Genomic DNA, 15,357 nt, shown 5'->3' with positions numbered 1-15,357 from the left:
TCTTAATTATGTGTTGACTCGAATTGAATTTTTTGAGTAGGTGCAAACTTGATATCCATATTTTTGGCGATATTTAAAACTTCTGATATAAATAGTTCACGCTGTTTTAACTCTTCACCCCAGTCATTAGACACAAAAAATACATAAATTAATACATTTATAGAGTCAGTGGCGACTTCATTTATCCTAATGTAATAACCATCTTTTTTCATATGAGGAGTATTTTGTACAAGCTCATTTAACTTTTCAACATACTTATGCAGTTTTTCGATAGGAGTTGATTCATCTATTTCTAGCATAGTTTTATACCGTCTATATGTTCTTTCTCCCATATTATTTATTTTAGAAGTAATAAAAGCATAGTTAGGTATGATAAGAGCAGAGTCTTCAAAAGTTCTAATCGTTGTACTTCTTAGGCCAATTTTTTCAACATTACCCTCTTTATTTTCAATAACGACCCAATCTCCGATTTTAATAGGTCTTTCTACGGCTAAAATTATTGAACCAAAGAGATTTTCTATTGTATCTTTACCTGCTAATGCAATAGCTAGACCACCTAAGCCAAGGGCTGTTAAGAAATGTATCATATCAATACCTAATTCTTGAACTATATAGCCAGCAACTACTAATATTATTACAAGATTAATAAGTTTGTTAGTTATAGTAATAGCAAAAGAAAATCTTGCAGACTTAACAGCATTTCTTGATTTAGCATATAGTGCTATTGCAAATGAGCAGATTACATTTGTTATCTCAGCGAGTAAAAACATGATAATAATTCCATAGCCAACTCGGTATATAAAATCAAAGTAGAAGCTAAGCTCCATAAAAATTATAGTTGAGTTAAAGAATAATGCTGATGATAGGTATACTGATATAGCTAGAGACATCGCTGTGCTTAATTTTCTAGAACTATTAAAATCTTTGTTTTGGTATATTTTTCCTAACTTTATAAAAAATTTGCTAGATATTAGTTTTATTGATTTGTAAATGATGTATAAGAGAGTCAAGCATATAATTGCCATCATGATAATATAGGCATTTGAACCATACTTGCTTATTAAAGAAGGTATATTTTCCCAAATAGTATATTTAATATTATAGCTGAAGGGGTCTCTAGGAGTATCTAGAGGTAGATCATTCAAGAACATATTAATTGCATTTAATTGTACTTGTTTAGGAAATACCCAACTATAAGAGTCATCTTGAGGATTTTTCTGGTATTGCAGATATATACTCCGAGTGGATTTGGGATCCATATAGATCATCACATAGTCGGTACCAGGAGGAACACCACCAGGGACTGAGCGTATAGTTGATTTTGCATATTGTAGTACTTTGTTTATCACAAAAATATTAAATTCACCATAGTGCTCTTGGATCTCTTTAGGAATCCATGCTGTTTGCATTGCGCTTAAAGCATCTTGAGTTGTGAAGCCATAGGCATGGTTAGCTCCAAGTATAAAATTTAGATATGAAAGAACAGGTATAGATGTACTATGAATATTATCTATAGATATCTTTTTTTCTTTCATAAATTGCTCGAACTTTTCATGGGTCTCAGGGTTTTGAAAGTTTTGCTCGGTAAAGTACCAGTTTCCATTAGATTTTTTTGCTAAATAAAATGTTTGTTTGTTATCTTTTCCTAAAGTTATACTAATGTCGTCAGAATCTATGTTTGTCGGAAGATCGCCCCATGTGAAGTCAGTTTGTATAAGAGCAACTAACATCTCATCAATTTTTATATTTCGCGTATTTTCATAATAATCGTTATTATTTATGATTTCAGGCGAGATGCTATTGAGTAAGTCAAAATAGTAATTATGAAATCCTAACCACAGGGCTAGTGATTTGTAATAATAGTTTATAAATAAGTCATTAGGGGTTTTACTATCGAACTCTCCAAGTTGCTCTTTACCTAATAGACCTATGGATTGATACTCTACTGATTTAAAATCGTCGCTAGGCAGATATTTTGCAGATAAATAAGGCTTAATATAAAAAAATAAAGATATTATACCAAGAATTAAAAATATTGTTTTAAATAGTCTCGGAATAGTTAAGTACTTTTTTTTTGTATTCATACTAAAAGTTTTAGGAAATATATTTGTTGATTTTAAAGTAATAAAACTTAATTATCAATTTATTATAAGTAGGGACAATATGCTTTAGACTGCTTTTTAGAAAGAATATTGTAAGCCAGATGTTACAAAGTTTTGTGATTCACCTGTAAATGATATTGTATAGGTATAAGATACTTTTAGACTAAGATTATCGACGTACTTGATTGGAAACATAACTCCAACAGGGAAGACTGCAAATCCTCCCCATGTATTATTTGTATCTAAATAACTGCTCGGAGCATTACGTTGGTTGGCTATACTGTTAATATTAGTATGTCCTATTCCAAGTCCAGCAGCAGCGTATGCAGTTATATAATTATTTATTTTATAATAGTATTTTGCAGCTCCAGCAAAATAATTGTTAACCTGAGTAGTATTATATTGGCTAACAAGAAAGTTTTGGTATACAAACTCTACAGCATAAGATTCACTAAATCTATATCCTAGGTTGGCAACCACAGTTCCACCACCTTTTGACATATCGGTTTGTTGTCCCCAACCACCATTGATAGCAATATATACTGTCGGTTTAAAAGTCTTCTTAGTTACATCGTCAAGATCATTAATGTTATAGTAGTTTGGAGGTAATTGATAAAGATTTTCTGTATCTTTTTCGAGTTTTTTTGAATCTATATGAATATCTTTATCAAGTTCAGTTGTTGCAAATGCTTGATTGATTGTAAAACAAGCAACTATGCTAAAAAAAAGATTTTTTATTTTTATATTCATAAATTAAATCTTTGGTGGTTTGTTTAGTCTGAGTAGTTGGCATCAAATTGAATTTTTTGTGATGGTGCTAACTTGATACCGATCTCTTCAGCTAAGTCTAGTATACTCATTATAAACTGCTCTCTTTGCTTTAGTTCTTCTCCCCAATCAGCAGAGATAAAGAAAACATAAACTAATATTTTGATAGATGCGGGTTTTAGATCATTTACGCGTATGTAATAGCCTTCTTTTCTCATGTGAGGGGTGTTTAATACTAGTTCATTGATAGCGTCAACATAGGATCTGAGTTTAGCGGTAGTCGTTGATTCGTCAATTTCAAGAGTAGTCATATATCTTCTATATATTCTTTCACCCATATTATTGATTTGTGAAGTTACAAAAGCGTAGTTAGGTATTATAAGTGCTGAATCTTCAAATGTTCTAATTGTTGTACTTCTTAGTCCTATTTTTTCAACTATTCCTTCTTTGTCTTTTATAATTACCCAATCACCAATTTTTATTGGTCTTTCTACAGCTAGGATTATCGATCCAAATAAGTTTTCGATTGTATCTTTACCAGCAAGAGCTATAGCAAGACCACCTATGCCAAGAGCTGCTAAGAAATGAATCATGTCAATGCCAAGCTCTTGGATTATGATTCCTGCGATTATTAATATAATAATAAGGTTAATTACTTTATTAGCTATTATTATAGCAAACGCAAATCTTGCAGATCTATTTTGGTCCTTAACTTTTTTGTAAGAAGAGATTATAAATGAGCACAGTACATTCATAATCTCTGTACATAAGAACATTACTACAATTCCATATACAATTTTAAAAATTATATCGAAATAGTTGGAAGCATTTGTGAATATGATTAATGAGTTAAAAAAGAAAAAATATGCAGCATACATTGATGTTATTAATGATGTCGCAATGCTTAATTTCTTCATTGTTTTATAGTCTTTATTTTCAAAAAGACTACCTATAACTCTGAATATTGGTGTTAAAACTACAAACAACACTTTATATATCACATAAAATAGCATTATTGAGATTATTGATATAATGCTAATATACAAATTTGGTCCATACTCTTTTAGAAGGCTAGGAATATTTTCCCAAATAGAATTACGTAGATTAGAGCCAAAAGGTGCTCTTACATTATTATTTAGCTCATCCAAAAATATACTTACTCCATCTAACTGGGCATTCTTAGGGAAGATCCAGTTTTTAGTGTTAGTATCTTTATTGGTAATATTTTCTAAATATATACTTTTACCTGAAGTAGGAGAAGTGTAGACCATTACCAAATTACTACCAGGAAGAACTTCTCCAGGTATATTTCGTATAGTGATTTTAGCAGTTTTAAAGACTCTATCCATACTGAAAGCTATAAATGAAGCAAAATTTTTTCTAATATTCTCACTAATCCAGCTAGTGTCCATTATGTCTAAAGCATCTGCCATTTTGAACTTATATGCGTCATTAGCTCCAAATATGAACTGCATGTATGATAATACTGGCATTGATATATTTCTTATATTATCTTCACCTAGGCTCTTTTCTTTTTTGAAGTCAGCAAATTTTTTAAGTGTATTAGTATCTGTGAAATTTTCTTTTGTAAAATACCAGTTTCCATCACTATTTTTTGCTAAATAAAATGTTTGTTTGTCGTTACCTTTACCTAGAGTTAGATCTAATCTATCTCCTGTTGTATCATTTGGTATATCACTAATTCTAAAATCGGTTTTTAGTATGGCTACCAACATGGTATCAATATCTATATCTTTTTCACTGCTAGTATAATCATTGACTTTAATAGGTTCAGAAGAGATAGTATTTATCACATCATAATAATAGTTATGATATCCCATCCATAGGCTCAAAGCTTTGTATGTAAAATTGGTAAATAAATTTTGAGGTGTTCTATCGTTGAATTTATCCATTTCACTCTTACTTAAAAATCCGAATGAACCATCTTCTAGTACTTTATATTGTGTTTCTGATAAATATGTAGCATTAGTCATTGGTTTAATATATGCATATGCGGATAATATAAACAAGATGAGAAAAACTATTTTTAAAAATAGTAGGACTTTAGATAGATTCTTTTTTTTATTCATATTTTATAATCTTAATAAGATAGGTAACTAAGTGATTTTAGATTAATGAAAAAAGCTATGCAATTCATTTTTAGACTTAGCAATTGCTATAAAGTATGCGTATTAACTAAGCCATTATGGCAAAGAGGTATGATTTTAAATATTATTTATAGTAATATTTGTAGCTAAGTTTATAAATATTAAGTGACTAAAATGTTTTCTCATCTTCGTATCCATACAGGATATTCTGTTGTTGATAGTACAGTTCGATTGGGTGATCTTTTTGCTCGAGCAAAAGACAAAAATATTGTTGCAGTAGCATTAACGGACGTATGTAATTTATTCGCTGCGGTTAAATTTTATAAGCAAGCTTTATCAAATGGAGTTAAACCTATCTTTGGCGTAGAGCTAAAGATTGATACAGAATTTGGTGTATGTGACTTAGTACTATTAGCAGAAAATAATCAAGGCTATCAAAATATTGTCAATTTGGTTTCAAAAGCATATCAAGAGGCTGATAGGTTTGGTTCAATACCATTAATCCCCAAAGACTGGCTAAAAGATATAAATTTGGCAAATGTCATCTGTCTAAATGGTGGTCAGAATGGAGAGCTTGGCAAAGCTATTTTAGCTAAGGACGATATCAGGGTTGAAGAAATTATTAGTGAAAATATCGCAATTTTTGGTAGAGATAATTATATTATCGAAATTCATAAACTTGAGTATGAAAATGAGGGCTTATATAACGAGAAAGCACTTGAATTTGCGAGTAAGCATAATCTCATAGCAGTAGCGACAAATTTGACAGTGTTTATGGAGTCAGATGATTATGATATCCATGAAATCAGAGCTTGTATCAATGAAAAAACGACAATCCTTGATGAGTCGCGCAAATCTAAATTTACAAGAGAGCAATATCTAAAATCAGCTGATGAAATGTATCAAACTTTCTCAGAGTTACCAGTATTGTTAGAGAATACTTTAGTAATAGCAAAACGCTGTAATGTAACATTTGATTTAGGTAAACCATGTTTGCCAACGGTTGATATTCCAGATGGTTTAACAGAAAGAGAGTACTTTTCAAAGCTATGCTATCAAGGTTTAGATAAACGTTTAGCAAAAATTCTAGAAAACAGACCAGTTGATAAACATGAGCATATTATAAAAGTTTACAAAGATAGGCTGCAACGAGAGATCGATATTATCTGCGATATGGGCTTTCCTGGTTATTTCTTGATAGTTGAAGATTTCATTAGATGGTCAAAAGAGAATGATATCCCAGTAGGTCCAGGGCGTGGTTCTGGTGCTGGCTCATTAGTAGCTTATTCATTGCTTATTACCGATATTGATCCTTTACCGTATGGGTTACTTTTTGAGAGATTTCTAAATCCTGAAAGGGTGTCGATGCCTGATTTTGATATTGATTTCTGTATCCAAGGTAGAGATAGAGTTATCAAATATGTAGAGCAAAAATATGGTAAGCAAAGTGTTGGGCAAATTATCACCTACGGTACTATGGCTGCTAAAGGTGTAGTGCGAGATGTAGTGCGTGTAATGGGACAGAGTTTTGGTTTTGGAGATAGGATTGCTAAGCTAATACCAGAAACGCCAGGGACAACATTTAAGAAGATTCTCCATGAAGGTGAGCCTCTATACGATGAAATGCAGGCAGATGAAGAAGTTGCTGAGATTGTTGAAAAAGCCCAAAAATTAGAAGGTCTACCACGAAGCCTGGGCAAACATGCCGCAGGTATTGTGATATCGCCAACGGTGATATCAGATTTTGCTCCTGTATATTGTGAAGATAAAGGTGGAGATATAGTTACCCAATTTGATAAGGGCGATGTTGAAGATGTTGGTCTTGTTAAGTTTGACTTCTTGGGGCTAAAGAACTTAACAATCATCAAAAATGCTATTGCAAGCATCAATGCTAAGAGATCAGCTAATGAAGTGCCTCTAGATATTTCTGATATTCCTCTTGATGATGAGAAAACATTTAAACTGCTTCAAGCTGGTAAAACTATCGGTATATTTCAGCTAGAGTCACAAGGTATGCAACAGATTGTCAAAGATCTTGGCACATCAAATTTTGAGGAGATTATCGCTTTAGTAGCACTATATCGTCCTGGTCCAATGGAGAATATCCCAACATTCGTAGATCGCAAACATGGCAGAAAGCAAACTATCTATTTACATCCATTACTAGAAGAAGTGCTTAGAGAGACTTATGGTATACCAGTTTATCAAGAGCAGGTAATGCAAATGGCGCAGAAGCTAGCTGGTTATACTCTTGGTGGAGCAGATTTGTTGCGTCGTGCGATGGGTAAGAAAAAGCCAGAAGAGATGGAGCAACAGCGTAAAATTTTCAAAGAGGGTGCTGCTAAATATCATAATATCGAAGCTGGACTTGCTGATGAGATATTTGACCAAATGGAAGCTTTTGCTGGCTATGGTTTCAACAAATCTCATGCTGCAGCTTACGCGTTGATTGCTTATCAAACTGCTTGGTTAAAAGCTCATTATCCTGATGAATATATGGCTGCTCTGATGTCAGGGGATATGGGTAATACAGATCAGTTGGTTAAATTTATTTTAGATGCTAAGAATATGGGTATCACAGTTTTAGCCCCAAATGTAAATAAGAGTGTCTATGACTGTATTGCAGCTTCAAAAGGAACGATTTTATTGGGTCTAGGTGCTATCAAAGGTCTTGGTAGTGAAGCGATCAAAAGTATACTTAATGAGCGTGAGGTAGGTGGCGAGTTTAGTTCTATTTTTGACTTAACTCGCAGAGTGGACTTGCGTAAGGTTAATAAAAAAGCACTAGAAGCCTTATGTTTTGCAGGAGCTATTAAAGATATATCTAAAAATAGAGCAACAGCTTTTAACTCTATCGAAAAAGCTATCAAAAACGCTGGTTATGTGAATGAAATGGCTGCTGCTGGGCAAAATGATTTATTTGGTTTCACAGAACAAGAGAGTGATACTGATACAGAGCTTGAAAGAGAATGTATTGTAGAGGAGTGGAATCTTAGAGAGCTTTTGATTAATGAGAAAAAAGCATTAGGAATGTATTTCTCAGGGCATATTATTGATGGTGAAAGTCATTGGCGTAATCATGTTAGCTTTAGTGATCTTGAGAAAATCCAAAAACCAAATATGGATGGTAATTCAGTCAGAATAATCGCAAGTATGATAACACCTCCAGCTAGACGAAAAACTAAGACTGGTAGAGTTCTGTATATTATTAATATTGATGATGAATTTGATAGAGCAGATTGTCTAGTTGGTGAAGATGTGTTTGCTGCAGTTAAGGATAATATCCAAGTTGATGATGTGGTTGTAGTAGAGGGTAAAGTTAGCTATGATAAACAACGAGAGTGCAATAAACTAAGTGTTGATAAGGTACAACCGATATCACAGTATATTAATGAGAATTTTAGTAAAGTTGAGCTGAATCTTAGAAGTCAAAATGTAAACCCTACAAACCTAAAAAAAGTATTAGATAACCTCAAGAAAAATATAGCTACTACTGATATTCAAAGAGAAAATGTCTTAGAAATAAAAGTATCTCTAGATGATGTTGATGCTAAGTTTGAATATTTTCGAAAGCCCTTCTCGGTGTATGAGTTTGTTAATGATATTAGTAGGTTAATAGCGGAGGGTACTACTGTTAGTTTGGGTGGGGTTTAAAACATAAAAGTCATTCTATGGCCTGACCATAGAATCTAAAGAAGAGCTTGATAATGGCATTTGTGTATATTCTAGCGAGTAAATGTAATGGAACACTTTATATAGGTGTAACATCAAATTTAATCAAAAGAGTTTACGAGCATAAGCAGGGTTATTCTGATGGTTTCACGAAAAAATATGATGTCAAAAAGCTAGTATATTATGAGCAGTTTAACAATATAACAGACGCTATTTATCGTGAGAAAAGATTAAAAACTTGGCAAAGAAAATGGAAACTAGACTTAATAAATAAGTTTAATCCTAGGTGGTTAGATTTGTATGCTAGTATTTTAGCATAGTGGATTTAATTTCACATTTTGGTTTTTGGATACTACGGTCGGAGCCGTAGTATGACGACTAGTGGATATATATTAGGACTTAGTAAAAAAGTTGTCATTCTACGACTTGATCGTAGAATCCAAAGAAAGGTTTAGAAATGGCATTTGTGTATATTCTAGCGAGTAAATGTAATGGAACGCTACATGGGCGCTTAAAACTTGGGCAAATAATATAAAAAATTACAGAGGTAACAAAAAATGCGATATGTAGTGATATTGATAATATTGATTATTCTAGCTCTACTTTTTTTGTAGAGGAGTGGATAGATGTCTAAATTTTTAAAGTATATCCTCATTATTGCAATACTGATAATTACAGTGTCACTTATTACAAGTAAGAAAGATACTGAGATAGTTCCAACAGTTGTTAGCGTTCAAAAAATCGGTGAATTATCTACATTAAAAGTCACAGTCAGTGGTAATTCTTTATATGTCTCTGATAATGGTACAGTAGTAGAAAATACTGCTAAATATAGCTATAAAGCATCTGCTGCTTTATCGACGAATATTGATGAATCTGATATCAAAATTGATGCTAAAGATAAAACTATAACACTAAGAGTTAAACCACCCAAAGTAACATCCGTTACAATAGATTTTGATAAAACTAAGCAATTAAGTAGGCAAGCATATACATTTAAGGTATTGCCTAGATTAGGTGTTATAAATACTGATCCTGATAATCATCTGGCAAATATAGCATATAAAGAAGTTCAAAAACTTACAGATAATGAAGCTTCATCACAAGAGCATATTGAAGATGCAAAAAATAAGTTTGTTAATTTGATAAATAAACAGTATCAACTATTAGGCTGGAAAGTCGTAGTGGATTGGGTGGGGTAATCTTGGAAACTCTCTCCTATCGATAGGTGGAGTATTGAAAATATGGAATATAAAAAGCACATGCAATATCCAAGCTTTATTGATAAGCAAAGTGATAAATAGATGCTATTCTTTTATTCTAAACTTGCTTTAAGACCTAACTAAAAACTTTGAATATTGATGACTAAATAAAGATTTGTCTTTTACCTTACTAGAAGTTTTATAATAATTTCTAACTCCTAAAATTGGTACAAATACCTCAATATAGAAAGTTAATATTCCAGCTAATGACATTGCAATTAAAAACATATTTTGAGAAAGACTCATTAAAACCAGTGGTGGCAAATAAGTGCATATTAAGACCTTAATGTAAGCATTTTGTCCAAAAGCATCTTTTAGCGCATCGATTACTCCTATTGAGATACAACAGAAAGAGCCTATCATAGATATTAATTGAAAAGCGCTTAACATATTGCTAATAGTGTATGACTGAGTAAAAAAGCTAATACTATTATTAAAAGCTATAAGCTGATTTTTACTATTATAAATACTCATCATTCCGTGACTACCTTCTGCTGGTATTGTAAAGAATATTGCCAAAATCCATGCTATATAAATCAGCGCTATGACTGTCGTACTAAAGATAAGCAAGAAAACAAAAGATTTAAAAGAAATACGATTATCATAAAACTTTACTAAACTTGGGATAATAAAGTGATAACCAAAAGCATTAAATAATACAAATAAGAATGAAAATGCTCCTATTGATTGAATAGGATAGTTATCAATGCTAAGAGTAATTTTGCTTGTAGAATAAAAAATTAGAAATATAGCTACAATAATAAGAGAGAGTTTAGCTACGACAAATACAACATTACTCTTAATTATAACTCTAGAGTTATAAGTTGTAATTCCACCTAGTATAAATACTAGAATTACACCAGATAATAAGTAACTTAAATTACTGTTTTGTGCAAAGTATAAGCTTACGGATGAACTGATGCCAGATATGTAAGTGGTCAGTGTTAAATATAGTATTAATAGATAACCTCCAAAAACAGTAACCTTTGCTCCTTTAAAGTTTAAGAATTTGGTAGATAGTGAGAAATATGTATTGTGCTTAACTGGGAGGTTATAAGATATTTTTAATATACATAATCCTGTAAATGTCATTATTAGCCATACTAAACATATTGCCAATAAGCTTCCCACAAATCCTAAGTTAACAGCAGCTATAGGTAAGCCTATGATACCACCGCCTATAGTTGAACCAATAATCAAAAATATACCTATAAACTGCTTCATATTTCATTATTTTGAATAATTATTTAAATATGATAATTTAAAAACATCTCCATTGAAATGTTTTTTATCAGGAAAGTGAGATTTTTCTTATTTTCTTGAATAAAAATTCATAAGGCTGTTAAGATCATTAGGTGCTACCTACCGTTATAATATAGTCTTATAGACTATTGTAAATTTGCCCTAAAATGCAAAATTTTCTTCAAATTGATTGGTTCAAACTATTATTACTTTGATTAGATTTTTGTACTATACTTATTAGCAAGATTAAAAGTAGATTTTTATAATGAAGTATTATAAGCATATAGATGGTCTTAGAGCACTAGCAGTGTTAGCTGTAGTGTTATTCCATTTAGATATTAGCGGGGTTAAATCAGGCTTTCTTGGGGTTGATATATTTTTTGTTATTTCAGGATTTCTAATAACTAGTATTATTATTCGTGATCTAGAAAATAGAACTTTTTCTATCAAGAACTTTTATCTAAGAAGAATTAGGCGTATTTTACCTGCATTAATTGTGGTGCTTATATTTTCAACAGTTTTTGCGTGGTTAATTTTATTACCTCAAGATTTAAGAGATTATTCTAAGTCGTTTGTTAGTGCTTTAGGATCATTTTCAAACTTATATTTCTTTCATTCATTAAGTTTTGGCTACTTTAGTACCGACTCTGAATTGATACCTCTATTGCATACTTGGTCTCTAGGGATTGAAGAGCAGTTTTATATTTTTTGGCCATTATTTTTAATAGCCGCTTTTAGTATTCCTGTTAAGCTAAAAAACCGAGTTGAGATGTCTATACATCATAAACTATTGTATGGTTGTATAATTTTGACCATTTTGTCATTGGTTTCTTTGATATTTTTAAATGGCTCAGAGTATTACTACTTTCCAGTTACAAGAGCATTTGAGTTATTGTTTGGCTGTTTTTTGGCGATATATTCAGTTAACAAAGAAATTACTCTAAGTAAGTTGACTGCAAATATCTTGGGATTAATATCTGTTGTATTGATGCTAGTACCTATATTTTTTGTAAAAGTATTTTATCCAGGTTTGGGTATGATAGAGGCTTGTCTTGGTGCAACTTTATTTATATATGTAGGTTTAAATAATAATGTCTCTTTCATACACAGAGTTTTCTCACTTAAACCATTGGTTGCTATTGGTTTAATATCATACTCACTATATTTATGGCATTGGCCGATAATTGCTTATGTCAATTACCTGAGTATTGATAGTACTTACTTTATCAAGGCTATTATTCTTATCGCTAGTTTTGGCTTGGCTACACTGACTTATTTCTTAGTAGAGAAACCTTTTAGATATAAGTTTAAGATGTCATTTTCTAAAACATTGATTGTATTATGGATAATCCCAATATTATTGGCATGTTCATTTGCCTTATGTACTAAATATATCAAAAACTTTGCTGTTAATATTCCACCACCAATTGTAGATCTTCGTAAATTAAATGGAGTCTATGGTTTTGAAAATGTTGATGAGAATAAATGCTTTATACAAAACTCGATACCAGAATTCACATCAAAGATGTTACCTCCTGAGAGTAAATGTTTAATAGGTGATGCTTCACAAGATAAAGATACAAATATATTGTTTATTGGTGATTCTCATGCTCGTGCAGAGTTTCCAATGTTAGGTGTGTGGTTATCAAACATTCATAAAAGTGCTTACTTAGTATCTCAAAGAAGTACTCCTTTTATAGAAAATCTTCCTAATACAGAGTTAGGAGTATCAATGGTTGATAGAAACAATGCATTGAAAGACTTGATAAAAAAACAATCTTTTAAATATGTTGTTTTGGGAGGTGATTGGTCTGAGAAAAATAATGAGCCTTATATCTCAGGTATCGAAGAATCAATAAAGTTAATAATCCAAAATAATGCTGTTCCAATAGTAGTATTAGATACCCCAGAGTTACCAAAAGGATTTAATAATTACTGTATTGTTTCAACTGTTAAGTTTATTCTATTATTTGATCCTCATCATTGTGAGCTTCCTTTGGAATATGTGCAAAAGCAGCAAGAAGAGTTTGTTAACTTAATGCATAAACTTAAAACTAAATATCCAGAATTAGTTTTAATAGATCCTAAAAAAGTCTTATGTAATAATCACTACTGTAAGACCTCTCTAAATGGTATACCTATATATGCAGATAACCATCACCTAAACTATCTTGGGTCTCAAGAGATAGCCAAAGAGTATCTTAAAAAGTATGGCAACCCTTTAGCATCTGTAGTTAAATAAGGCTAGGAAATATAGTTTTTATGAAATCACAATTTATACAATACAATGACATAAATAATCAAGTTCTATACCAAAAATGTAAACCTGTAACAGATATTCAAAGCTCTGAAATACAAAATATCATCGCTGAAATGCGTGAAAAAATGCAAGGTAATGGTATAGGGCTTGCAGCTAATCAAATTGGCTATCCTCATCAAATATTTATGATAGAGTTTGATAGTTCTAATGCAAGATATCCATTAAATTTTGATAGTGTTCCTTTTCAAGTTTTTATAAATCCTAAAATTACAAAAGCATCTGAGAAACGAGTTGGTTTTTGGCATGGTTGTCTAAGTGCTTTAGGGGGAAAAAGAGGTAAGCTTGCGACATATAAAGAGATTGAGTATGAAGCATATAACCAACATGGTAAGAAAATCACAGGTAAGTTAGACTCTATAGCTGCGGTAATATTTCAACATGAGTTCAATCATCTACTTGGTTCTGTGTATGTTGATTTTGATACTGAGTATATGGATATCGAAGAGCTTCAATCAAAATTTGCTAACGGAGAAATCAAACCTTATGAAGATTGTGGCGATGAAATACCGTTAATTATAGATGGTTATATTATTGGTAGTGATGTTTAGTGATGTTTTCAAATATGAAAATTGAAATTCAAAAAAGGGCTATCCTAGATAAGTTTACTTTAAACTCTCTCTAATCCAGTGTCTAATTAGCTTTAGTTACTTACTTGAATGTTACTCATAAAGTCTGGATTTTTAGATGGAAATTTAGCATTGTTTGTTTCTATTGGTCTGTATAAAAGTCTTTACAATATGGAGTGTTAGTTAGACTTATGGATTTTTAAAAGTCTATCAATAATTATTATTTGCAAATTTGTAATTTACATTACTATAATCTATAATTAATCTTTAATAATTTAAAAAAAAGGGAGTATGAAAGTGAAGTTAAGAAGTAAAGTATTGTCAGGTATGGGTTTTGTGGGCTTGTTGTTGCCGATGTGGTCACAAGCAGCTATTGTGTGGACTACAGCTCCAGCATGTAGTGCACAATCAAAATCAGTTACATGCGAATGGGCTGCTGCTAATGATGCAGGAGATCCGGTGAGTAGTTATGACGTTGTTGTGTATCAGGATTATTCGCCGATGCCAAATAGAGCGTTTATTGGAGCTAAGTTTACTACAGGAATTTTAGATCAAGATAGTCTGCAGCTAGGTAGTAGCTATGATGTTCAAGTAACTGCGCATGATGGTCAGGAAGCATCGACAGCGATTTCTGATGCAGTTACCTATACAAATTCAGCGGTTACTGGGGTAAAAGCAGTACAATGGACTAATGCACCAGTATTTGAAGTAGAAGGAACTAGACTAATCGCAGCATGGAATGCTGAAATTGTAGATGGAGCTGGCGAAACACTATACTATGATATATATCTTACTAAGCCAGGTACTTTTGAGGGAGTATACTCTAGTTTAGATCAAACAAACCCTGGTATGATTTTAGATTTGACAACGCTTCCGGGATTTGAGTCTGGTAGATATATGGTTCAAGTGGTTGCTCATGGGGCTGATAATACGGTTGAAAGGACAATTGAGCAGTCTATAGCACAGGATATTGTGATGCCTGTGACTGTTAGCCATACATTTGTTTATGACTCTCAATATCCATTACCAACTGGTCAAACTATGACGGATGTGGCAAATGCCCTTAATGTATACAATGAGACAGCCCACGGCACCTTTGGAGTTGATAACTATGATAATTTAACCATTACGTGTGATGATAGTTGGTCTTGGCCTTCCGGCTTCGAGCCTGCGTGGGGCACCGCAACCAATAACCCCGCACAGTATGGTAACGACCAGGCATACATATTTTGGTATGACAACTCGTGGTTAGGATTCGACAACGCCAACATCTGGACGTCAGTTAATGATGTACAAAACATGAACGAATTTAGCATA

Annotated in this window: 10 protein-coding genes; 6 read left to right on the top strand and 4 right to left on the bottom strand. The window is 32.1% G+C overall.

What is annotated here, in order from left to right; translation table 11 throughout:
* Positions 1-2 precede the first annotated feature (2 nt).
* The 3 genes from FTPG_RS00060 to FTPG_RS00050 all read right to left on the bottom strand — a co-directional run bounded on the left by FTPG_RS00060 (position 3) and on the right by FTPG_RS00050 (position 4,960).
* Positions 3-2,084 carry a mechanosensitive ion channel family protein gene (locus tag FTPG_RS00060; protein ID WP_004286359.1) on the bottom strand — a complete coding sequence of 694 codons (2,082 nt, stop codon included), beginning with the start codon at positions 2,082-2,084 and terminating at the stop codon, positions 3-5.
* A 96-nt stretch (positions 2,085-2,180) separates the two neighbouring features.
* Positions 2,181-2,852, bottom strand: a complete 672-nt coding sequence (locus FTPG_RS09825; protein ID WP_234367168.1) for an outer membrane protein — start codon at positions 2,850-2,852, stop codon at positions 2,181-2,183.
* A gap of 23 nt (positions 2,853-2,875) precedes the next feature.
* Complete coding sequence (locus FTPG_RS00050; RefSeq protein WP_004286357.1) at positions 2,876-4,960, bottom strand: mechanosensitive ion channel family protein; 2,085 nt, start codon at positions 4,958-4,960, stop codon at positions 2,876-2,878.
* Between the two features lie 192 nt (positions 4,961-5,152).
* Between FTPG_RS00050 and dnaE the strand changes: the two genes are divergently transcribed.
* From dnaE to FTPG_RS00035, 3 genes are all read left to right on the top strand, one after another.
* Complete coding sequence (gene dnaE, locus FTPG_RS00045) at positions 5,153-8,632, top strand: DNA polymerase III subunit alpha (protein ID WP_004286356.1); 3,480 nt, start codon at positions 5,153-5,155, stop codon at positions 8,630-8,632.
* 53 nt (positions 8,633-8,685) lie between these two features.
* Positions 8,686-8,970, top strand: coding sequence for a GIY-YIG nuclease family protein (locus FTPG_RS00040; RefSeq protein WP_004286355.1), 285 nt, complete (start codon positions 8,686-8,688; stop codon positions 8,968-8,970).
* Between the two features lie 306 nt (positions 8,971-9,276).
* Entirely contained in the window at positions 9,277-9,852 is a 576-nt protein-coding gene (locus FTPG_RS00035; RefSeq protein WP_004286354.1) for a DUF4230 domain-containing protein, read from the top strand.
* A gap of 129 nt (positions 9,853-9,981) precedes the next feature.
* On the opposite strand, the gene FTPG_RS00030 is transcribed toward FTPG_RS00035, so the two are convergent.
* On the bottom strand, positions 9,982-11,136 hold the full coding sequence (locus tag FTPG_RS00030; protein WP_004286353.1) for an aromatic amino acid transport family protein: 1,155 nt from the start codon (positions 11,134-11,136) through the stop codon (positions 9,982-9,984).
* A 283-nt stretch (positions 11,137-11,419) separates the two neighbouring features.
* Between FTPG_RS00030 and FTPG_RS00025 the strand changes: the two genes are divergently transcribed.
* The 3 genes from FTPG_RS00025 to FTPG_RS00015 form a co-directional block, all read left to right on the top strand.
* On the top strand, positions 11,420-13,396 hold the full coding sequence (locus tag FTPG_RS00025; protein WP_004286352.1) for an acyltransferase family protein: 1,977 nt from the start codon (positions 11,420-11,422) through the stop codon (positions 13,394-13,396).
* 20 nt (positions 13,397-13,416) lie between these two features.
* Positions 13,417-14,022 carry a peptide deformylase gene (locus FTPG_RS00020; protein WP_004286351.1) on the top strand — a complete coding sequence of 202 codons (606 nt, stop codon included), beginning with the start codon at positions 13,417-13,419 and terminating at the stop codon, positions 14,020-14,022.
* Positions 14,023-14,331: 309 nt separating this feature from the next.
* Positions 14,332-15,357: DUF3281 family protein (locus tag FTPG_RS00015; RefSeq protein WP_035722013.1), on the top strand; the 1,026-nt coding region annotated here is incomplete at its 3' end.

This window comes from Francisella philomiragia subsp. philomiragia ATCC 25015 (assembly GCF_000156715.1).
Classification (GTDB): domain Bacteria; phylum Pseudomonadota; class Gammaproteobacteria; order Francisellales; family Francisellaceae; genus Francisella; species Francisella philomiragia.
The sequence above is the reverse complement of the archived record's forward strand: the minus strand, read 5'-3'. Positions and strand labels throughout refer to the sequence as shown.